This is a genomic window from Sphingomonas sp. GW821-FHT03E12, from assembly GCF_059420685.1.
On the sequence record NZ_JBWKUF010000002.1, the window covers coordinates 640,415 to 660,345 of the forward strand.

20 protein-coding genes are annotated in these 19,931 nt (G+C 66.0%); 11 read left to right on the forward strand and 9 right to left on the reverse strand.

Annotated elements, in window-relative coordinates:
• Positions 1–67 precede the first annotated feature (67 nt).
• A complete protein-coding gene (locus tag AC07TU_RS08600) occupies positions 68–1,174 on the forward strand; it encodes a 5-methyltetrahydropteroyltriglutamate--homocysteine S-methyltransferase (RefSeq protein ID WP_495187486.1) in 1,107 nt (368 codons plus the stop codon).
• Positions 1,175–1,373: 199 nt separating this feature from the next.
• On the opposite strand, the gene AC07TU_RS08605 is transcribed toward AC07TU_RS08600, so the two are convergent.
• Genes AC07TU_RS08605 through AC07TU_RS08615 form a run of 3 tightly spaced genes read right to left on the reverse strand, consistent with a single transcriptional unit; the run spans position 1,374 to position 3,980 of the window.
• Positions 1,374–2,261, reverse strand: coding sequence for an amidohydrolase family protein (locus tag AC07TU_RS08605; RefSeq protein ID WP_495187487.1), 888 nt, complete (start codon positions 2,259–2,261; stop codon positions 1,374–1,376).
• On the reverse strand, positions 2,258–3,313 hold the full coding sequence (locus tag AC07TU_RS08610) for a 4-oxalomesaconate tautomerase (protein WP_495187488.1): 1,056 nt from the start codon (positions 3,311–3,313) through the stop codon (positions 2,258–2,260). Before AC07TU_RS08610 ends, AC07TU_RS08605 begins: the two co-directional genes overlap by 4 nt.
• Complete coding sequence (locus AC07TU_RS08615) at positions 3,306–3,980, reverse strand: 4-carboxy-4-hydroxy-2-oxoadipate aldolase/oxaloacetate decarboxylase (RefSeq protein WP_495187489.1); 675 nt, start codon at positions 3,978–3,980, stop codon at positions 3,306–3,308. Before AC07TU_RS08615 ends, AC07TU_RS08610 begins: the two co-directional genes overlap by 8 nt.
• Before the next feature lie 232 nt (positions 3,981–4,212).
• Between AC07TU_RS08615 and AC07TU_RS08620 the strand changes: the two genes are divergently transcribed.
• The 10 genes from AC07TU_RS08620 to AC07TU_RS08665 all read left to right on the forward strand — a co-directional run bounded on the left by AC07TU_RS08620 (position 4,213) and on the right by AC07TU_RS08665 (position 13,248).
• Positions 4,213–5,415: a LysR family transcriptional regulator gene (locus AC07TU_RS08620; protein WP_495187490.1), complete on the forward strand. Its 1,203-nt coding sequence runs from the start codon at positions 4,213–4,215 to the stop codon at positions 5,413–5,415.
• 154 nt (positions 5,416–5,569) lie between these two features.
• The gene (locus tag AC07TU_RS08625; protein ID WP_495187491.1) at positions 5,570–6,418 is read left to right on the forward strand and encodes an NAD(P)-dependent oxidoreductase; all 849 of its coding nucleotides are present in this window, start codon (positions 5,570–5,572) and stop codon (positions 6,416–6,418) included.
• A gap of 145 nt (positions 6,419–6,563) precedes the next feature.
• Positions 6,564–7,583, forward strand: coding sequence for an amidohydrolase family protein (locus AC07TU_RS08630; protein WP_495187492.1), 1,020 nt, complete (start codon positions 6,564–6,566; stop codon positions 7,581–7,583).
• Positions 7,580–7,990 (forward strand): protocatechuate 4,5-dioxygenase subunit alpha, encoded by a 411-nt coding sequence (ligA, locus tag AC07TU_RS08635; RefSeq protein WP_495187493.1) that lies wholly within the window; start codon positions 7,580–7,582, stop codon positions 7,988–7,990. Before AC07TU_RS08630 ends, ligA begins: the two co-directional genes overlap by 4 nt.
• 1 nt (position 7,991) lies before the next feature.
• Positions 7,992–8,882: a class III extradiol dioxygenase subunit beta gene (locus AC07TU_RS08640; RefSeq protein ID WP_495187494.1), complete on the forward strand. Its 891-nt coding sequence runs from the start codon at positions 7,992–7,994 to the stop codon at positions 8,880–8,882.
• Between the two features lie 22 nt (positions 8,883–8,904).
• Entirely contained in the window at positions 8,905–9,852 is a 948-nt protein-coding gene (locus tag AC07TU_RS08645) for a Gfo/Idh/MocA family oxidoreductase (protein ID WP_495187495.1), read from the forward strand.
• Entirely contained in the window at positions 9,849–11,018 is a 1,170-nt protein-coding gene (gene pobA, locus AC07TU_RS08650; RefSeq protein WP_495187496.1) for a 4-hydroxybenzoate 3-monooxygenase, read from the forward strand. Before AC07TU_RS08645 ends, pobA begins: the two co-directional genes overlap by 4 nt.
• Before the next feature lie 190 nt (positions 11,019–11,208).
• Positions 11,209–11,595: a copper homeostasis periplasmic binding protein CopC gene (copC, locus tag AC07TU_RS08655; protein WP_495187497.1), complete on the forward strand. Its 387-nt coding sequence runs from the start codon at positions 11,209–11,211 to the stop codon at positions 11,593–11,595.
• Positions 11,596–12,522 (forward strand): copper homeostasis membrane protein CopD, encoded by a 927-nt coding sequence (gene copD / locus AC07TU_RS08660; protein ID WP_495187498.1) that lies wholly within the window; start codon positions 11,596–11,598, stop codon positions 12,520–12,522.
• Between the two features lie 9 nt (positions 12,523–12,531).
• On the forward strand, positions 12,532–13,248 hold the full coding sequence (locus AC07TU_RS08665) for a copper resistance protein B (protein WP_495187499.1): 717 nt from the start codon (positions 12,532–12,534) through the stop codon (positions 13,246–13,248).
• A gap of 3 nt (positions 13,249–13,251) precedes the next feature.
• Here AC07TU_RS08665 and AC07TU_RS08670 read toward each other — a convergent pair whose 3' ends face one another.
• The 6 genes from AC07TU_RS08670 to AC07TU_RS08695 form a co-directional block, all read right to left on the reverse strand.
• A complete protein-coding gene (locus AC07TU_RS08670) occupies positions 13,252–14,412 on the reverse strand; it encodes a M20 aminoacylase family protein (RefSeq protein ID WP_495187500.1) in 1,161 nt (386 codons plus the stop codon).
• A 19-nt stretch (positions 14,413–14,431) separates the two neighbouring features.
• The gene (locus AC07TU_RS08675) at positions 14,432–14,929 is read right to left on the reverse strand and encodes an Lrp/AsnC family transcriptional regulator (protein ID WP_495187501.1); all 498 of its coding nucleotides are present in this window, start codon (positions 14,927–14,929) and stop codon (positions 14,432–14,434) included.
• 19 nt (positions 14,930–14,948) lie between these two features.
• The gene (locus tag AC07TU_RS08680) at positions 14,949–16,334 is read right to left on the reverse strand and encodes an aspartate aminotransferase family protein (RefSeq protein WP_495187672.1); all 1,386 of its coding nucleotides are present in this window, start codon (positions 16,332–16,334) and stop codon (positions 14,949–14,951) included.
• 132 nt (positions 16,335–16,466) lie between these two features.
• Complete coding sequence (locus AC07TU_RS08685) at positions 16,467–17,546, reverse strand: tartrate dehydrogenase (protein ID WP_495187502.1); 1,080 nt, start codon at positions 17,544–17,546, stop codon at positions 16,467–16,469.
• A gap of 12 nt (positions 17,547–17,558) precedes the next feature.
• Complete coding sequence (locus AC07TU_RS08690; protein ID WP_495187673.1) at positions 17,559–19,022, reverse strand: NAD-dependent succinate-semialdehyde dehydrogenase; 1,464 nt, start codon at positions 19,020–19,022, stop codon at positions 17,559–17,561.
• Complete coding sequence (locus AC07TU_RS08695) at positions 19,023–19,877, reverse strand: GNAT family N-acetyltransferase (RefSeq protein ID WP_495187503.1); 855 nt, start codon at positions 19,875–19,877, stop codon at positions 19,023–19,025. It abuts the gene before it with no gap.
• Positions 19,878–19,931 lie beyond the last annotated feature (54 nt).

Sequence of the window (19,931 nt, forward strand, 5' to 3'; positions counted from 1 at the left end):
TGCTGCACTATCGATCGTTGCAGCATTTTGTATGTAATGCTTACAAATTTCGCAAGGAGATTCCAGGATGCCGACGCCACCCTTCCGTGCCGATCATGTCGGCAGTTTCCTCCGTCCCAAGACGCTGATCGACGCCCGCGCTGCGTTCAAGGCGGGCAGCATCGATGCGGCCGCGCTGCGCGCCGTGGAGGATGAGGCGATTCGCGGCGTGGTGAAGTTCCAGGAGGATCTGGGACTTCAGGGGATCACCGACGGCGAGTTCCGCCGCACCTATTTCCACACCGATTTCCTGCTTCAGCTCGACGGGGTGGAAGAGGCCGGCGGCACCCAGGTCAGGTTTCATCAACATGGCGGCAAGGAGCTGGAATATGCGCCGCCGGTGATGAAGATCACGGGCAGGATCGGTCATGCGAAGGACATTCAGCGTGCCGATTACGCGTTCCTCGCCAGTTGTACCACGCGCACGCCGAAAGTGACGATCCCGTCGCCGACGATGCTGCATTTCCGCGGTGGCCGCGACGCGATCGATGCGACGGCCTATCCCGATCTCGACGATTTCTATGCCGATCTCGCTGCGGCTTATCGCGCCGAGATTGCCAGCCTCGCCGACGCCGGATGCCGCTACCTCCAGCTCGACGACACCAACCTCGCCTATCTTTGCGATGAGACCCAGCGCGAGAATGCGCGGAAGCGCGGCATGGACCCTGACGAGCTCCCGCGCCTCTATGCGCGCATCATCAACGACTCGATCCGCGACAGGCCCGCTGACATGGTGGTTGGCGTGCATCTGTGCCGCGGCAACTTCCGTTCATCCTGGGCTGCGGAAGGCGGTTATGAGCCGGTCGCGGACGTGCTGTTCAACGCGCTGAACGTCGATTGCTACTTCCTGGAATATGATGATCCGCGATCGGGCGATTTCGCACCGCTGCGCCACCTGCCCAAGGGCAAGACCGTGGTGCTGGGCCTGGTCACCACCAAGCTGGGCGAACTGGAGTCGAAGGACGATGTGAAGCGCCGGATCGACGAGGCTGCGCAGTTCGCGCCGCTCGATCAGCTCGCGCTGTCGCCGCAATGCGGCTTCTCCTCGACCGTGCATGGCAACGATATCGAAGTGGAGCAGCAGGCGGCGAAGATGCGGCTGGTGCTCGACGTGGCGCGCGAGGTGTGGGGGTAGGCCGTAACGGCGTACGGTTGAACCGCTTCATCTCCCCTCAGCTATTCCGTCACCCCGGCCTCGTGCCGGGGTCCAGCGGGAGGCGAGTCACGGACAAGAGGCTCAAGGACGGCAGGTGAGGGCTGGGTGGCCCCCGGAACAAGTCCGGGGTGACGCGTGAAAGGGGCGCGATACCCACCTCCTCAAGGGTTGATGCGACCTAACCCTCTTCCGGCCAGTAGAGCCGCATCGGATTGGCGACGAGCAGCTTGCGCTGCAACGCCTCGGTAGGCGCGATCTCGGGGATCACGTCCACCAGCGCGCCGTCGTCGGGCAGTGTGCTCTCCATGTTCGGATGCGGCCAGTCGGTGCCCCACAGCACGCGATCGGGATAGGCCTCGACCAGCGGCCGCACGCTCCGGACGAAGCCGGTATAGGGCGGTCCGGCGGGATCGAGCCGGTCGGGACAGGTGACCTTGGTCCAGATGTCGTCGCGGCTGTCGAGCAGCGCACGGAACGCGGCCATATCCGCGCCGTCCGGTCCCTGACGGACATCGGGGCGGCCCATATGGTCAATGACGACAGGAACGGGGATCGCGGCGAGGAAGGGTTTCATCTCCTCAAGGATATCGGCCTCGAAATAGACGACGACATGCCAGCCCAGCCGCGCGATGCGGTGTGCGATATCGAGGAACCTGTCCTTGGGCGCGTCGTCCACCAGCCGCTTGAGGAAGTTGAACCGCACCCCGCGGATGCCGCCTTCGTGCAGCGCATCCAGTTCGTCGTCGGAAATTGCCGGATCGACCACGGCAACCCCGCGACAGGTACCGCCTGACACCGCGATGCCGTTCAGCGTCGCGCGATTGTCGGTGCCATGGCAACTCGCCTGCACGATCACGTTGCGGGCAAAACCCAGCCGTTCGCGCAGCGCGAACAGCGCGTCGGGCCCGGCGTCCTGCGGCAGATACTTTGCCTTGGGGCTGAACGGGAAATCAGCCATCGGGCCGAACACATGGCAATGCGCGTCCACCGCGCCCGGCGGCGGCGTGTAACGGGGCTTTGAAGGTTCAAGCGTCCAGCTGCGGATACGCCCCGCTTCGTCCTTCACGCGAACACCTCTCCGTCCATCAATTTGCGCGCGGTACGCAGCATCCCGGCTTCGACCGGGACGCCGGCCGCATCGACCGTCACGACGCATTCGGTGACGCCTGTGGGGTGTTCGACCCCCAGCGTCTTGGTCGCGCCGCCCGGCACTCGCGCGAGCGTCGCGGCGGGCGATCCTTCGATCAGGCACGCGGTCGCCACGCTCACCGCGCCCAGCACGCCGATCGAGGCATGGACGCGGTGCGGGATCAGCGATCGGACGGTTATCGCGCCGCCATCTTTGGGCGCTGCGACCAGCATCATCTTGGGAACCGATTTCCCGGTGACGTCGCCGAGGTTCATCAGCGGCCCGGCTTTCAGGCGGATCGCCTCGACCCGTGCCTTCATCGTCGTGTCGGCGTCGAGCGTGTCGCGGTCCTCATAGCCGGTGATGCCCATGTCGGCGGCGGCGATGACCACACAGGGCATGCCGTTGTCGATCAGCGTGACCTTGATCCCGCCGATCTCGTTCACGCCGTTGCCGGTCGGCAGCAGTGCGCCGCATGAGGATCCTGCGGTGTCGCGAAAGGCGAGGGGGATGGGCGCCGCAGTGCCCGGCACGCCGCTGATCGCAGCGTCACCCGCATAGCTGATCTTGCCGCCCGGCGTCTGCACCGTGGCGATGGCGACCTGGCCGGTATTCTCCATGAAGATCGCGACGCGCGTCTCGCCGTCCTGTGCGGTCACCAGCCCGCGTTCGATCGCGAAGGGGCCGACTCCGGCAAGGATATTGCCGCAATTCTGCGCGTCGGTGACGATGGCCTGGTCGACGAAGACCTGCAGGAAGAGGTAATCGACATCGATGCCTTCACGCGTGGACCTGTTGACCACCGCGACCTTGCTGGTCAGCGGGTCGGCGCCGCCCATGCCGTCGATCTGGCGCGGATCGGGCGATCCCATCACCCTGAGCAGGAACGCGTCGCGCCCGGCGGTGCCGGCGGGCAGATCGTCCTTCAGGAAATAGCCGCCCTTGGACGTCCCTCCGCGCATCCACATGCAGCGGATGCCGTCATTCATATTTCAGACCCATATCGGCGAGGCGCGGTCGCATGTCGTAAATGTCGAGACCCAGTTCTCCCGCGGCCAGACGCCTGCGCTTGCTCTCCTCGGTGGCCTCGCGGGCACGGGCCCTTTCCAGAACCCCCTCCGCGTCGGCGCGTTTGACCACGCAGACACCGTCGTCGTCGGCGACGATCACGTCGCCCGGATCGATCGCTGCGCCCGCGCACACGATCGGCACATTGACCGATCCCAGCGTGTTCTTGACCGTGCCTTGCGCGAACACCGCCTTCGACCAGACCGGGAAACCCATCTGGGTCAGGTCGCGCACGTCGCGCACGCCTGCATCGATCACCAGCCCGCGGCACCCGCGCGCCATTGCGCTGGTCGCGAGCAGGTCGCCGAAATAGCCGTCGACGCACGGGCTGGTCGGGGCGAGGACGAGAATGTCGCCTGCCTGCAGCTGCTCGATCGCGACGTGCACCATCCAGTTGTCGCCCGGCGGGGCAGAGATGGTCACGGCGTTCCCGGCGATCCGTGCACCGGAATAGATCGGGCGCATCGTGTGGGCGAGCAGGCCGGTCCGGCCCTGCGCCTCATGCACCGTGGCGACGCCCGCTTCTCCAAGCCCGTCGACGACATGCAATGGGGTGCGGGGGATGTTCTGCACGACGCGTCCACTCATTGGACATCTCCTGAGGCAAACGTGGAATCGCGATTCGCGCGGCGAACCAACTTGGGCATCGACTTGTTCGCCTTTGACCGGTTTTCGCTGGGGTTTGGCATGCGTGTCGACTTGTTCTCTTTCGCAGCGGCGGGCGCCATTGGTTTTGTCCGCTTCCTCTCTCTGCCAATGCGGCGGGGACCGTTAATACGATTTCGGACGACAATATAAGTTTTCCGGATATCTTATGCTCATGATCCGGCCGTTCGATCTCAATCTCCGCCATTTGCGCGCGCTTTCGGCGGTTGCGGAGAAGGGGAGTCTCAGCCGCGCGGCCGAGGTGGTGGGGCTGTCGCAGCCCGCATTGACTCAGGGGCTCGGCAAGCTTGAGCGCCAGCTCGAAGTCGCGCTGTTCGACCGGCGGCCCGATGGCGTTGTGCCGACCGCTGCCGGAACTATACTGGCCGAGCGCGCTAGGCGCGCGTTCGGCTATCTGGCCGCGGCGGCGCGGCCGGGGCGGGGCGCGCGTGGATTCAGCCGTCCCGAATGGTTGATGACCGCGACCCAGCTCGACGCCTTCCTGCATTTCAGTGACGCGCAGAGTTTCGTCGGTGCGGCAGGGGTGAGCGGCGCCTCGCAACCCGCGATCCATCGCGCCGTGCGCGACCTCGAGCAGATCTGCGGCGTTACCCTGGTCGAGCGGCGCGGGCGCGGCACCGCGCTTACCCCGGCCGGGCGGGACATGGCGCGCGGCGTGCGCCTCGCGGCGCGCGAGATCGCCGCTGGCATCGCCGAAGCGCGCGGTGACGGCACCGATGTCGATCGTATCGCGATCGGCGCCATGCCGCTCAGCCGCGCCTTGTTGCTCCCGCACGCGCTTGCCGCCTGGCTGCACGAGGCGCCCGGAACGCTGATCGACGTGGTCGAAGGATCGTGGCGCGAGCTGATCGAGCCTTTGCTCGATGGTGTGATCGACCTCACCATCGGCGCATTGCGCGCGGAAGCCCCCGCTGGAGCCGAGCAGACACCCTTGTTCACCGACCGGCTGGCCATCTTCGGCCGGCCCGGCCATCCGCTTGCCGGACGTGCGGTCACGGTCGATCAGCTTGCGGTACAGCAATGGGTGGTCGGCTCCGCGGGCACGCCGCTCCGCGCGCACTGGGAGGGGTTTTTTGAGGGGCGGCCGCTGCCGCCGGTGCCGGTCGAATGCGGATCGGTGATGGTGATCCGCGGACTGCTGGTCAAAAGCGACCTGCTCACCCTGCTCTCGCCCGACCAGGTTGCGCTTGAAGTCGAGGCGGGGATGCTGGTGCGGATCGGCCCCGAGCTGGCCGGCACGGTGCGCACGATCGGCATCACCACGCGCAGCGGCTGGCGCCCCACCGCGCGTCAGCAACGGCTGATCGAACTGCTGCGCGCGGCTTCGATCGAGACCAGACTTCCGGAAAACCGATAGCTGGTTCTGCAATTGGATTTTGCGATGTCCGGCTCCGGTCCTAGCCCCGGGAAATGGACACGACGCGAAACATGTGCATGCCTAAGTTGCGTCGCACCCCATTTCCCGATTTCACTTACAGGGCGGAAACGTCCACAAAGTTGAACCGGCAGGCATGACCCGCGCCGCTACCTTTATCGGTTTTGGAGAGGCGGCGCGGACCTTCGCCCAGCCCGGCGACGCCGCTTTCGATATCAAGACCGGTGATCCCGTAACGCGTGAGGCCAAGCTGACGGACTTCGCCGCGAGCGGAGTGACCGGCTGCGAAACGGCGCGCGAGGCGCTGGCCGGAGCAGCGGTGGTGCTCGCGCTGGTCACCGCCGATCAGGCGCTGATCGCTGCACGCGAGGATGCCGCGCTGCTCGCGCCCGGTGCGCTGTGGATCGACATGAACAGCGTGGCGCCGGACACCAAGCGCGCGGCGGCGGAAGCGATCGAGGCGGCGGGCGGGCGCTATGCCGATGTCGCGGTGATGGCGCCGGTGCAGCCCGCCGGGATGCGCGTGCCGCTGCTGGTCGCCGGGCCGCATGCCGCGGACGCCGCGGCGGCACTGGCAGCGATCGGCTTCACCGATATCGATATCGCCGGGCCAAAGGTCGGCGACGCATCGGCGATCAAGATGATCCGTTCGGTGATGGTCAAGGGGATCGAGGCGCTGACCGCCGAGTGCCTCCTCGCCGCCGACCGGGCAGGCGTGACCGAGGCGGTCCTGGCCTCGCTCAATGCGAGCGCGAAGGCGCAGGGCTGGCGGGCGCGCGCCGACTATCATCTCGACCGGATGCTGGCGCACGGGACGCGGCGCGCGGCGGAGATGGAAGAGGCCGCGAAGACATTGGAGGCGCTGGGCGTCGATCCGGTGATGACGCGCGGGACGATCGAGTGGCAGCGGGAGCTTGGGGCGCTCGGGCTTGCGGTGCCGGAAGGGCTGGCGGCGAAGCTGGTGGCGATTGGAGGCGCAGCGTGACGGTCGAGCTTCCCACCCGTCACCCCGGCCTTGTGCCGGGGTCCACCGCGCAGCGAGCGTTACGCAAGAAGCTTAGCCGCCTCCACGCACGGCAAGATGGACCCCGGCACAAGGCCGGGGTGACGAACGATGGAAGAGGTGTGGCGTGATCATCGACTGCCACGGGCATTACACCGTGCTGCCCAAGGGGCACGACGCCTGGCGCGAGGCGCAGAAGGCGGCATTCAAGGTAGGCGAGCCCGTGCCACCCTATCCCGATATCTCTGACGACGAGATCCGCGAGACGATCGAGGCCAATCAGCTGCGCCTGATCCGCGAACGCGGGGCGGACCTGACGATCTTCAGCCCCCGGGCATCGGCGATGGCGCCGCATGTCGGTGACGAAGCGGTCGCGCAGCAATGGGCGATGCGCTGCAACGACCTGATCGCGCGGGTGGTCGGGCTATTCCCCGAGACCTTCGCGGGCGTATGCATGCTGCCGCAATCGCCAAAGGCGGACATGACCAACTCGATCGCCGAGCTGGAGCGCTGCGTCAGCGAGCTGGGGTTCATCGGCTGCAACCTCAACCCCGATCCGGGCGGCGGGCATTTCACCCATCCGCCGCTGACCGACCGTTACTGGTATCCCTTCTACGAGAAGATGGTGGAACTGGACGTGCCGGCGATGATCCATGTCTCGGGCAGCTGCAATCCGGCGATGCACGCCACTGGCGGCTATTACATCGCGGCCGACACGATCGCCTTCATGCAGTTGCTGGAGGGCGATCTGTTTTCCGATTTTCCGACATTGAAGTTCATCATCCCGCATGGCGGCGGCGCGGTGCCATACCATTGGGGGCGCTATCGCGGGCTGGCGGATATGCTGAAAAAGCCGGCGCTCGACACCCACCTGATGAACAACATCTTCTTCGACACCTGCGTCTATCACCAGCCGGGGATCGACCTGCTGGCCGACGTGATCGCCAACAAGAACATCCTGTTCGGGAGCGAGATGGTCGGCGCGGTGCGCGGGATCGATCCGACCACCGGGCAGTATTTCGACGACACCAAGCGCTATGTGGATGCGCTGGATATTTCCGACGCCGAACGCCACGCTATCTTCGAGGGCAACGCCCGGCGGGTGTTCCCGCGGCTCGACACGCAGCTGAAGGCGCGGGGGCTATGACCGGCCCCAAGGACATCCATTCCTATCTCGCCGAGCTCGAGGATATTCCCGGCACGCGCGTGTTCACCGCGGCGCGGGCGCGGCAAGGCTATCACCTCAACCAGTTCGCGATGAGCCTGATGAAGCCCGAGAATCGCGAACGCTGGAAGGCGGACGAGAGAGCCTATCTGGAAGAATGGCCGTTGAGCGATGACCAGAAGGCGGCGGTTCTGGCGCGCGACTACAACCGGCTGCTCGACCTGGGCGGGAACATCTACTTCCTGTCGAAGGTATTCTCGACCGACGGCCTGAGCTTCGTCCAGGCGGTCAGCAGCATGACCGGCGTTTCGGTTGAGGATTACAAGGCGATGATGCTGGCAGGTGGGCGTTCGCCCGAAGGTGTCCGGTCCCAAAAGGAGGGCCGCTGAGATGGCGCGGATCACCGCCGGTATCGCCTCCAGCCATGTGCCGCTGCTCGGCGTCGCGCACGACACGGGCAAGGACCGCGACGATTATTTCGGCCCGATCTTCGCCGGATACGACTGGACCCGTGCCTGGGAGAGAGCCGAGAAACCCGACGTCGTCGTGCTGGTCTACAACGACCATGCGTCCGCCTTCGACATGAAGCTCATCCCGACCTTCGCGATTGGCTGCGGCGAGCGCTTCAAGCCCGCCGATGAGGGCTGGGGGCCACGGACCGTGCCCGACGTGATCGGACATCCCGACCTCGCCTGGCATATCGCGCAGAGCCTGATCCTCGATGAGTTCGACATGACGATCATCAACGAGATGGACGTCGATCACGGACTGACCGTGCCGCTTTCGATGATGTTCGGCGACGTGCCCGAATGGCCGTGCAAGGTGATCCCGCTGGCGGTCAATGTCGTCACCTATCCGCCGCCGTCCGGCAATCGTTGCTGGGCGCTGGGTGAAGCGATCGGGCGCGCCGTGGCGAGCTTTCCCGAGGACCTCAACGTGCAGGTGTGGGGGACAGGTGGCATGAGCCACCAGCTGCAGGGGCCACGCGCCGGGCTGATCAACAAGGAATGGGACAACGCCTTCCTCGACGGGATGGTCGGCGACAGCGACCGGCTGCGCCATATCCCGCACATCGAATATCTGCGCGAGACCGGCAGCGAAGGCATCGAGATGGTGATGTGGCTGATCATGCGCGGCGCGCTGGGCAAGCGCACGGCGGTGCTGCACCGGCACTATCACGTTCCCTGCTCAAACACCGCGATCGGTCATCTGGTGCTGCGTCCCGACAATGGCGAGGGACTCGACATGACGGGCAGCGGGTTCGTGCTCGCCGCCGAATGACCTTCCGACACTGGAGAAAGACATGAAAATCGCACTCGCAGGCGCCGGGGCATTCGGCGAAAAGCATCTCGACGGCTTGAAGAACATCGACGGGGTGGAGGTGATTTCGGTGGTCGGGCGGCGGCTGGAGCCCACCCAGGTCGTCGCGGCGAAATACGGTATCCCACATGCCACCACCGAGCTGGCCGAAGCGCTCGAACAGCCGGGCCTGGACGCGGTGATCCTGTGCACGCCCACCCAGATGCACGCGGCGCAGGCGATCCAGTGCATGGACGCGGGCAAGCATGTGCAGGTCGAGATTCCGTTGTGTGACACCCTGGCCGATGGCGAGGCGGTTCTGGCCAAGGCGCAGGAAACCGGTCTGACCGCGATGGTCGGTCACACCCGCCGCTTCAACCCCAGCCACCAATATCTGCACCGCAAGATCGCGGCGGGCGAACTCGCCGTCCAGCAGATGGACGTGCAGACCTATTTCTTCCGCCGTCAGAACATGAATGCCAAGGGCGAGGCGCGGAGCTGGACCGATCACCTCCTGTGGCACCACGCAGCGCATACGGTGGACCTGTTTGCCTGGCAGGCGGGACCGATCGTCCAGGCGAACGCGATCGAAGGGCCGATCCATCCCGAACTCGGCATCGCGATGGATATGTCTATACAATTGAAGGCCGAAAGCGGGGCGATCTGCACGCTGAGCCTGTCGTTCAACAATGACGGGCCGCTTGGCACCTTCTTCCGCTACATCTGCGACAACGGCACGTGGATCGCACGCTACGACGATCTGGTGACGGGCAAGGAAGAGGCGATCGATCTGAGCGGCGTGGCGGTGTCGAGCAACGGCATCGAGCTGCAGGACCGCGAGTTCGTCGCCGCGATCCGGGAAGGGCGCGAGCCGATCGCCAGCGTCGCACAGGTCATGCCCTGCTATCGGGTGCTCGACGCGCTCGAGAAGCAGCTCGAGCGAGCGCGGTGAAGACTCAGGTCGCGATCATCGGGGCAGGGCCATCGGGATTGCTGCTCGGGCATTTGCTGCGGCAGGCGGGGGTGGATTGCGTCATCGTCGAGCGCCAGTCGTCGGACTATGTGCTGGGGCGGATCCGTGCGGGCGTGCTGGAGACGGTGACGACCGGGTTGATGACCAGGCTCGGTATCGATGCGCGAATGAACGCGGAAGGGTTGATCGAGGAGGGGTTCAACCTTGCCTCGGGCGACCGCCTCTTCCGGATCGACATCACCGCGCTGACCGGCAAGCACGTCACCGTCTATGGCCAGACCGAGCTGACCCGCGACCTGATGGATGCGGCGCCCGGGCGCGGGCTTGAGATCGTCTATACGGCGAAGGACGTCGCGGTCCATGCCGTGGAGAGTGACGCGCCCTATGTGACTTTCATGACGGAGGGCGAGGCGCGACGGATCGATTGCACCTTCATCGCAGGCTGCGACGGGTTCCACGGACCCTCACGCAAGGCGATCCCGGCGCATGCGGTACGCGAGTATGAGCGCGAATATCCGTTCGGCTGGCTCGGCATCCTCGCCGACGTGCCGCCGTGTCATGACGAGCTGATCTACGCCAATGGCGATACCGGCTTCGCACTCGCCTCGATGCGCTCGGCGACGCGCAGCCGCTACTATATCCAGGTACCGTTGACCGATCGGATCGAGGACTGGAGCGAGGAGCGGCTGTGGGATGAGCTTGCGGCGCGGTTCGATCCGCTCAGCGCGCATGGCGTGACGCGGGGCGAGGCGCTGGAGATGTCGATCGCGCCGCTGCGCAGCTACGTGTTCGAGACGATGCGGCACGGACGGCTGTTCCTTGCCGGGGACTCGGCGCACATCGTGCCGCCGACGGGGGCGAAGGGGTTGAACCTGGCCGCTTCGGACGTGGCCTATCTGTCGGACGCGCTGATTGCGTTCTTCATGGGGCGCGATGAGGCCGGCCTTGCGGGATATCAGGCGAAGGCCTTGGCGCGCATCTGGAAAGCCGAGCGGTTCAGCTGGTACCTGACCAAGCTGATGCACCGTTTTCCCGAGGACGGTGCGTTCGAGCATCGCATGCAGGCCGCCGAGCTGGACTATGTCGCCAGCTCGCCGGCGATGCAGGCGGCGATCGCGGAGAACTATGTGGGGCTGCCGCTATAGGCGGTCAATTATTTCACCAAGCTGGGGGCGACTCCCATCGTGTTCGGCGTGACCGCCGCACGCGGCATATTCATCCGTCCGCCGGGCGGATTCGCGATCAAAGGCCCTAAATCTCGCCCTAAGTGGCACCAACCTCCGGCTAACCGGCGCAAGCTGAGCGGACCCTGTTTCTGCGTGAGGAGGATCCGCGATGCGTTACGTTCACTCGATCCTGTTGGTCCCGGCCGCGGTAGCGATGTCGCTTATCGCTTTACCGGCTGTGGCGCACCCCAAGCTGCTTTCATCGACACCGGCGGACAAGGCGACGGTGCGCGCGCCCAAGAGCGTCACGATGCAATTCAGCGAGAAGCTTGTGGCGCCGATGTCGGGCGCGAAGGTGACGATGACCGGCATGCCGGGCATGCAGCATCCGCCGATGGAGATCACCGGCTTTACGAAGTCGATCGCCGGGGACGGCAAGACGATGGTGCTGACGTTGCAGCGTCCGTTGGCGCCGGGCAGCTATGCCGTCACCTGGCACGCCGTGGCCGCCGACACCCACCGGATTCAGGGCGGCTTCACTTTCACGGTCAAATAGGTGGAGACGGACTGGTCATTGATAGCGGTCCGCTCCGCGCTCTATGCCGATCTGGGTCTGCTGTTCGGATTGCCGCTGTTCTGCATCTATTCGGCGCGGGGCAATGCGGCGCAACTGCGCGAGACCGTTCGGCCCGGGCTGGCGGCGGCGCTGCTCGCCGTCGCGGGTCTCGTGGTGTCGGCGCTCGGTTTTGCGGTCATGGCGGCGTCGATGATGGGCGTTCCGCTGGCCGGGGTGGATCGCGAAACGCTTGAGATCCTCGCGTTCGAGACGCCGCAGGGCTGGGCGCTCCTTGTTCGCCAGGCAGCGCTGCTGGTCGTTCTGGGTGCATCGACAGGGATGGCGCGGCATCCGCGTGCGGCCTTGGCTGGCATCGTGGCGGGTGCAGGCGTGGCGCTCGCGACGCTCGCCTGGGGCGGGCATGCGGGGGCAACCGGGGGAGGGATGGGGTATCTCCATCTCGGTTCCGATCTGCTGCATCTGTGGGCGGCCGGCCTGTGGCTGGGCGCGCTGGCTGCGCTGGCGATCCTGGTCGTTCGCGCGCGCGAGGTTCCGGCCCTGCGGCTCGCGCAGCGAGCGCTCGCCGATTTCTCGACCGCCGGGACGCTGGCCGTCGGCACGCTGATCGTGACCGGGGTGATCAACAGCGTCATCCTGATCGGGTTCGATAGTCTGCCGCTGCTCGTGTCGGACCTTTACGGCTGGCTGTTGCTGCTGAAGCTGCTGCTGTTCGGCGTGATGCTGGCGATCGCCGTGGCCAACCGCTTCTGGCTGACCCCCGTCCTCGACGCCGCGATAGCGGATGGCGAACCAGGCGGTGCAGCGCGCGCGCTTAGGATCAGCCTTGCGGTCGAAACGGCAGCGGCGCTCGCCATTCTGGGCCTCGTCGGGTGGCTCGGCACACTTTCCCCACCAGCAATTGTCTAGGGCCGCAAGATGCACGTCCGGAGCGCGATCATTCTAGCCTTGGTATCCGCGCTGGTCGCTGTCGGCTCAGCCCATGCCGAAGCACCGCGGGCGGACGGGCGCTGGGCCGAGCTCAACTTCGATCTGGCCGAATATCGTTTCCACAAGGGCGACCACAGCATCGTCGTCGAAAGCAACGCCTCCTGGGGCGGTGATACCGATCGCGTCGTAGTGAAGGTCGATGCAGGAGGCGAGGTGGGCCGGCGGATCGATAGCATCGACGCCCAACTGCTCTGGTCGCACGCGATCGGCGCCAATGTCGTGCTGCTGGGCGGGGTGCGCCACGAATTCCGCCCCTCGCCCCATGCAACCTATGCGGTTGCAGGGGTGGAGGGGACGCCGCTGCCCGGGCTTGCGGCGGAGGTCTATACCTTTCTGTCGGAGGACGGGGATCTGACCGGCGAGATCAAGGCCGTCCACGAATGGGAAATGGTGCCCAAGCTGACCGTGCAGCCGCTCGCGGCTTTGAGTTTCGCGGCGCAGGACGTGCCCGTTCAGGGACTGGGATCGGGCCTTACCGAGGCCGAGTTCGGGCTGCGGCTGCGCTATGAGCTCGCCAAGCCCTTTGCACCCTATATCGGTGTCTCGCACGCGCGGCTGCTGGGCGAGACAAGGCGGATCGCGCGCGATGTGGGCGACAATGTCGCGGTGACGGATTTCGTGGTCGGCTTTTCCGCGAGCTTCTGAAGTTCAGGCGGACAGGAGCCGCTCTGCAAGCGCGGCATGCAGGCGGATGCCGGTTCCCATGATATCGTCGTTGAAGTCGTAACGGGGGTGGTGCAGCGGCACATGCGTGCCGCCCGTGCCCTGGCCGAGCCAGAGATAGGCGCCTTTGCACGCTTGCAGCATGAAGGCGAAGTCTTCCGAGGTGAAGGCCGGCTCGGGCGCCAGCTCGGCGCGGGTTACAGTGGCGGCGATATCGAGTGCCTCGGCCGCGGCATCGGCATCGTTGATCGTCGCGGGATAATAGCGGTCATAGGCGATGGTCGCGCGGGTGCCGCTGGCGAGCGCGACGCCTTCGACGATCTGGCGCAGCGCTGCCTCGATGCTGTCCTGTACCGCGGGGTCGAAGCTGCGCACCGTGCCGCCGACCGTGACCGTGGCGGGGATCACATTGTGCGCATGACCGCCCGCGATCTGGGTCACCGACAGCACGGCGGAGGACATGGGCGGGATGCGCCGCGCGATGATGGTGTTGAGCTGTGCCACCAGATTGCTTGCGGCGAGAATCGCATCGGGGGTGTCATGGGGGATCGCGGCATGGCCGCCGCGCCCCTCCAGCACGATCTCGAACTTGTCGGCGGCGGCCATGATCGGGCCGGGCCGGGTCGCGACGGTGCCGGCGGGCAGATCGGGCCAGTTGTGGAATGCGAAGACGCGGCTGCACGGGAAGCGTTCGAACAGCCCGTCCTTGACCATCTCGCGGGCGCCGCCCAGCCCTTCCTCGGCGGGCTGGAAGAAGAAATTGACCGTGCCGTCGAACCGCCGGGTGCGTGCCAGATGCCGCACCGCGCCCAGCAGCATCGCGACATGCCCGTCATGCCCGCAGCCGTGGAACACGCCGGGGTTGCAGCTGGCGTGCGGCAGGCCAGTCTGCTCGTGGATAGGGAGCGCGTCCATGTCTGCGCGCAGGCCGATCGCACGGTCCGAGCTTCCCGCCTTCAGCACGCCGACCACGCCGGTGCCGCCGATTCCGGTATGCACCTCAAGCCCCAGCTCGCGCAGCGCATCGGCGATATTGGCGGCGGTGCGATGCTCGGCAAAACCCAGTTCGGGATGCGCGTGCAGGTCGCGGCGGAAGGCGATCAGCGGCGCCAGCAGATCGTCGATTTCGGCGGCGGGTGTGGACATGGCTCGGCTCCGCCCGAATTCAGTGCTTCTGTTCGCCGAACACGCCCTGAATCGGATAGTGATGCTTGATGAAGGGCGATTTGATGACGACGTAGCTGAAATATTTCTCGATGCCGTAATCGCCCTCCAGCATCGCCTCGATGATCGACTGATAGTGCGCGACGCCGCGGGTGATGAATTTCAGCAGATAGTCATAGCCGCCGCTGACGAGGTGGCATTCGACGATCTCGTCGATCTTGCGGATGCGGGTTTCGAAGCGCGAAAAGTCGCCGCTGCGATGCTCGGAAAGCGTGACTTCGGTGAAGACGGTCAGGAATTCACCGAGCTTGTGCAGGTTGATCTGCGCACCATAGCCGATGATGTAACCCGCCTTTTCGAGGCGCTTGACGCGGGTGAGGCAGGGGCTGGGCGACAGGCCGACGGCGTCGGCAAGCTCGACATTGGTGATGCGCCCGCTCTGCTGGAGCTGCGCCAGGATCTTGAGATCGATCCGGTCAAGCTTGGGACCCGTTATCATGCGCCCATCGCTTCCTCGATCATGCGACCGCTGCCCGGATATCCGCCTCGCCGAGCAGCTCGTCGAGAGTCTTGCGGATACGCGCGAAGATTAGGTCCATTTCATTGTCGTTACAACATAATGCGGGCGCCAGGCCGATGATGTTGTCGCCGAACGCGCGGAAGATCACGCCGTTCTGATAACCCCGCGCGAACAGCCGGTCAGGCAGGCGGAGCGCGGGATCGAAGCGCGTCTTCGCCGCCTTGTCCGCGACGAGTTCGATCGCGCCCAGCATCCCGCGCCCGCGCGTATCGCCGACCATCGGATGGTCGGCGATCGCAGCCAGCCCCGCTGCAAACCGCTCCCCGGTCTTTCGCCCGTTGGCGAGGATTCCGCCCTCGGTATAGAGGCGCAACACTTCCAGCCCCACCGCCGCGCTGACCGGGTGTCCCGAATAGGTAAAGCCGTGGCCGATCGGCAGATCGGCGGCCGCACCGTCGGCAATGCCCTGATAGATCGCGTCGGACATCAGCACCGCGCCCATCGGCGCGTAACCCGCCGTCAGCCCCTTGGCGACGGTCATGAGGTCGGGCGAAACGCCTTCATCCTCGCACGCGAACAGCGGGCCGGTGCGTCCGAAGCCGGTGATCACCTCGTCCGCGACGAACAGGATGCCGAGTTCGGTGCACGCGTCGCGCATCGCCTTGAGCCAGCCCCTGGGCGGCACGATGACGCCGCCCGACCCCTGAATCGGTTCGCAGAAAAAGGCCGCGACCGTGTCGGCGCCGAGCTCGGCAACCTTGGCCTTGAGTGCGGCGACCGACGCAGCAATCACCGTCTCGGGATCGTCGCCGACAGGGCTCCGATAGGGATAGGGTGAAGCGATGTGATGCTGCCACGGCCGCGGCAGGTCGAAATTGCGGTGGAAGGCGGGGATCGCGGTCAGCCCCGCGCCGGTTGTGCTCGACCCATGATAGCCGCGCTCCAGCGCGATGAAATGCTTCTTCTCGGGCTGACCTATCGCGTTGAAATAATGGACGATGTAGCGGATCGCGGAATCCACCGCGTCCGATCCGCCGAGCGTGAAATAGACATGATCGAGGCCCGCGGGGCTCAGCTCGACGAGCTTTTCGGCGAGCTTGACCGCCGGCTCGCTGCCGAAATGGAAATAGCCGGTCGCATAGGGCAGGCGGCGCATCTGCTCGGCCGCGGCCTCGACGATGCTCTCATGCCCATAGCCGACATTGACGCACCATAGTCCGGCAAAGGCGTCGAGCACTTCGCGCCCGTCCATGTCGGTCAGCCACATGCCCTTGCCGCTTTGGAGCAGGGTCGCACCGCGCGCCTCATGCGCGCGGAACGACGTGACCGGGTGGATCAAATGATCCCGGTCAATGTCCAGCAGGGTGCGGTTGGGCTTCAGCATCGGACTCATACTCGCCATCTGTGTTATGAGGCCGAGGCTAATGAAGATGCCGCGGCGGGTAGCACCGAGTTCCGCCGCCTGTCAGATCACACCGGCCCTTTTTGCGGGCCGGTGCGGCATATTATGCTTCGATCAGGAAAGCGCCTCGGCGATTGCCTTGCCGCAGGTTGCGGTGTCCGCCTTGCCTTTGAGGTCGCCGGTGCGCAGGCCCGGTTCGGCAAGCACCGTCTCGATCGCGCGCATGATCGCATCCGCCGCGGGCTTCTCGCCCAGATGCTCGAGCATCATTGCAGCCGACCAGATCTGGCCGACAGGATTGGCGATGCCCTTGCCCGCGATATCCGGCGCCGAGCCATGGACCGGCTCGAACAGCGAAGGCGCAGTGCGGTCGGGGTTGATGTTGCCCGATGGCGCGACGCCGATCGTGCCGGTGCAGGCGGGCCCCAGGTCCGACAGGATGTCCCCGAACAGATTGGAGGCAACGACCACGTCGAAGCGGTCGGGGTTCAGCACGAACTGCGCGGTCAGGATGTCGATATGATATTTGTCGGTGCGGACGTTCGGATAATTCTGTGCCATCGCCTCCACCCGCTCGTCCCAGAAGGGCATGGTGATCGCGATGCCGTTGGACTTGGTGGCGGAGGTGAGGTGCCTGGCGCCGCGGCTGTCGGCGAGATCGAAGGCGTATCGCAGCACGCGGTCGACGCCGAAGCGGGTCATCACCGTTTCCTGCATCACCACTTCGCGTTCGGTGCCGGGGAACATGCGCCCGCCGACCGCCGAATACTCGCCTTCGGTATTCTCGCGCACCACCCAGAAGTCGATGTCCCCCGGCTCGCGGCCGGCGAGCGGGCAGGGCACGCCGGGCATCAGCCGGACCGGGCGGAGATTGACATATTGGTCGTATTCGCGACGGAACTGGAGCAGCGATCCCCAGAGCGAGACGTGATCGGGCACGGTATCGGGCCAGCCGACCGCGCCGAAGAAGATCGCATCGGGAGTGCCGATCTGCTCCTTCCAGTCCTCCGGCATCATCCGGCCGTGCCTGGTGTAATAGTCGCAGCAGGCGAAATCATGCCATTGCTGCTCGACCTCGAAGCCATAGAGCGCGGCGGCGCGTTCCAGCACCCGCACGCCTTCGGGCATCACTTCGGTGCCGATGCCGTCGCCGGGGATTACGGCGATCCTGTAGCGCCGGTTGCTCTCGCTCATGCCTGATCTTTCCTAGAGTTTGAGGCCGCCGATATGGAAAGCCTTGGGTTCGAGATATTCCTCGATGCCCTCGCGCCCGCCTTCGCGGCCCAGGCCCGATTGCTTGATGCCGCCGAACGGTGCCATTTCCATCGCGATCGAGCCGGTGTTGAGCGCGACCATGCCCGCCTCCAGCTGCTCGGCGACGCGAAAGGCGCGGTGGAGGTCCTCGGTGTAGAAATAGCTGGCGAGCCCGAACGGGGTGTCGTTGGCGAGCTCGATGCCCTCCTGCTCGTAGCGGAAACGGAACAGCGGCGCGACGGGGCCGAACGTCTCTTCCGAAGCGAGGCGCATCCGGGAGGTGGCACCGGTGAGCACGACCGGCGCGACGAAACGGCCCGGGTCCATCGTGCTTTCGGCGGCCGCATAGGCGGTGGCGCCGAGCGCAAGCGCGTCATCGAGATGCGCGTGGACCTTCTCGACCGCGGCGGCATTGATCAGCGGACCGGTGGTCACGCCGGCGGCATTGCCGGGACCGACATGGAGCGCCGTGACCGCCTTGGCCAGCCGTGCCGCGAACGCGTCGTAGACGCCGTCCTGGACCAGGATGCGGTTGGCGCAGACACAGGTCTGGCCGGCGTTGCGGAACTTGCTCGCCATCGCGCTCGCGACCGCGACGTCGAGATCGGCGTCGTCGAAGACGATCAGCGGCGCATTGCCGCCAAGCTCAAGGCTCAGCCGCTTGATCGTGTCGGCGCTCTGCCGCATCAACAGCGCGCCGACGCGGGTCGATCCGGTGAAGGACAGCTTGCGCACGATCGGATTGGCAGTCAGCTCGCCGCCGATCGCCTGGGGCAGGCCGGTCACGATATTGATCACCCCGGCGGGAAAGCCCGCGCGCTCGGCGAGCCTGACCAGCGCGAGCGCGGTGAAGGGGGTGAGCTCCGACGGCTTGACCACCACCGGGCAACCAGCGGCCAGCGCGGGGGCGCATTTGCGCGTGATCATCGCCGCGGGGAAGTTCCAGGGCGTGATCGCCGCGGAAACGCCGATCGGCTCCTTGGTCACGAAGACGCGGCGATTGGCCTCGGGCGCGGGGATGTCATGCCCGCTGATCCGGCGCGCTTCCTCGGCGAACCATTTGATGAAGGTCGCGGCATAGCGGATTTCGCCTTCGGCCTCGGCGATCGGCTTGCCCTGCTCGGCGGTCATGATCCGGCCAAGATCGGCGACGTTTTCGAGTACCAGCGCATGCCAGCGTTCGAGCAGTGCGGCACGCTCGCCCGCCGTCCTTGCGCGCCACGGGCCGAAAGCCGCTTCCGCTGCCTCGATCGCCGCGCGGGTGTCAGCGGCGTCGCAATCGGGGATGGTACCGATGACGGCGCCCGTTGCCGGGTCATCGACGGCGAGTGTCCGGCCGGCCGCCGCCGGGCGCCATTCCCCGGCAATGAAGACATGTTCGCAGAGGAGCGACGGATCGGCGAGGTCGAGCATGATTCAGCGCAGCGCCTGGTTGATCAGCGAATAGGTCTGGCCCGGCCCGGTGACGGCGAGCGGCTCGCCGCGCACCATCCGCGTGACCCGGCCGACGCAGGGCAGGCCGAGCTCGTCGAGCCAGACCGAAAGGCCGCTGTCGTCGGCGACGTCGAGGCGGCAGAACATGCCGGCGTTGGAGCCCAGCCAATGCGAGATCAGCGCCTTTGCCCCGTCGATGTCGGGGGCGATGGTCGGCCCGATCACATAGCCGCGCCCGAAGCGCCGGAACAGCGCGAAGCCCGCCGGTTCGTTGGCGCGCGCAAGGACCACGCCCTGCGAGACGTCGCACAGCGTGGCGATCACGCGATCGCGCTGCATGCCGGTCGCCTGCCGGTCGAGATCGCAGGCGGCGTCCACGTCGCGCGAGCCCATCGGGCGGACGCGCTCCTCGGCCTGCAATTCGGGAATCGGCACCGCAAAGACGGCGCCCTGATGCTGGAACACCTGACCCAACGGCACGAAGCCGAGGCTCTTGTAGAGCGACAGCCCCTCATCGGTGGCGTGGAGCATCACCGTGCGGTCGCCCAGCGTTTCGAGCAGGCTGTCCATCATGCGCCGCCCGATCCCCTGGCCCTGACAGGCGGGGGAGACGATCACCATGCCGATCGTCGCGGCGCCTTCATAGATCCAGCACATCGCGGTACCCACGACCACGCCGTCGCTCTCGGCGACGATGCCCTGGCCGATGTCGAACAGGAACGCCCAATCGGCGCTGCGATGCGGCCAGTTCTGTTCGCGGGAAAGCTCGCGTGCCGCGGGCAGATCCTCCGCCGTCATTGCGCGCAGGCGCACCAAGGGCTTCGTTCCAGCTTCCATCAACCTGCCTCCTTACCGGCTGCGACCCTTATGATCCGCGCGCCGTACTTGCGG

Excerpts from the sequence above, each read along its gene's own strand:
- AC07TU_RS08620 (WP_495187490.1), top strand. The coding sequence starts at position 4,213 with ATGATCCGGCCGTTCGATCTCAATCTCCGCCATTTGCGCGCGCTTTCG.
- AC07TU_RS08695 (WP_495187503.1), bottom strand. The coding sequence starts at position 19,877 with ATGGAAGCTGGAACGAAGCCCTTGGTGCGCCTGCGCGCAATGACGGCG.
- AC07TU_RS08685 (WP_495187502.1), bottom strand. The coding sequence starts at position 17,546 with ATGAGCGAGAGCAACCGGCGCTACAGGATCGCCGTAATCCCCGGCGAC.
- AC07TU_RS08640 (WP_495187494.1), top strand. The coding sequence starts at position 7,992 with ATGGCGCGGATCACCGCCGGTATCGCCTCCAGCCATGTGCCGCTGCTC.
- AC07TU_RS08610 (WP_495187488.1), bottom strand. The coding sequence starts at position 3,313 with ATGAATGACGGCATCCGCTGCATGTGGATGCGCGGAGGGACGTCCAAG.
- AC07TU_RS08670 (WP_495187500.1), bottom strand. The coding sequence starts at position 14,412 with ATGTCCACACCCGCCGCCGAAATCGACGATCTGCTGGCGCCGCTGATC.
- copC (WP_495187497.1), top strand. The coding sequence starts at position 11,209 with ATGCGTTACGTTCACTCGATCCTGTTGGTCCCGGCCGCGGTAGCGATG.
- AC07TU_RS08665 (WP_495187499.1), top strand. The coding sequence starts at position 12,532 with ATGCACGTCCGGAGCGCGATCATTCTAGCCTTGGTATCCGCGCTGGTC.
- AC07TU_RS08600 (WP_495187486.1), top strand. The coding sequence starts at position 68 with ATGCCGACGCCACCCTTCCGTGCCGATCATGTCGGCAGTTTCCTCCGT.
- ligA (WP_495187493.1), top strand. The coding sequence starts at position 7,580 with ATGACCGGCCCCAAGGACATCCATTCCTATCTCGCCGAGCTCGAGGAT.
- AC07TU_RS08615 (WP_495187489.1), bottom strand. The coding sequence starts at position 3,980 with ATGAGTGGACGCGTCGTGCAGAACATCCCCCGCACCCCATTGCATGTC.
- AC07TU_RS08680 (WP_495187672.1), bottom strand. The coding sequence starts at position 16,334 with ATGCTGAAGCCCAACCGCACCCTGCTGGACATTGACCGGGATCATTTG.
- AC07TU_RS08625 (WP_495187491.1), top strand. The coding sequence starts at position 5,570 with ATGACCCGCGCCGCTACCTTTATCGGTTTTGGAGAGGCGGCGCGGACC.
- AC07TU_RS08645 (WP_495187495.1), top strand. The coding sequence starts at position 8,905 with ATGAAAATCGCACTCGCAGGCGCCGGGGCATTCGGCGAAAAGCATCTC.
- AC07TU_RS08675 (WP_495187501.1), bottom strand. The coding sequence starts at position 14,929 with ATGATAACGGGTCCCAAGCTTGACCGGATCGATCTCAAGATCCTGGCG.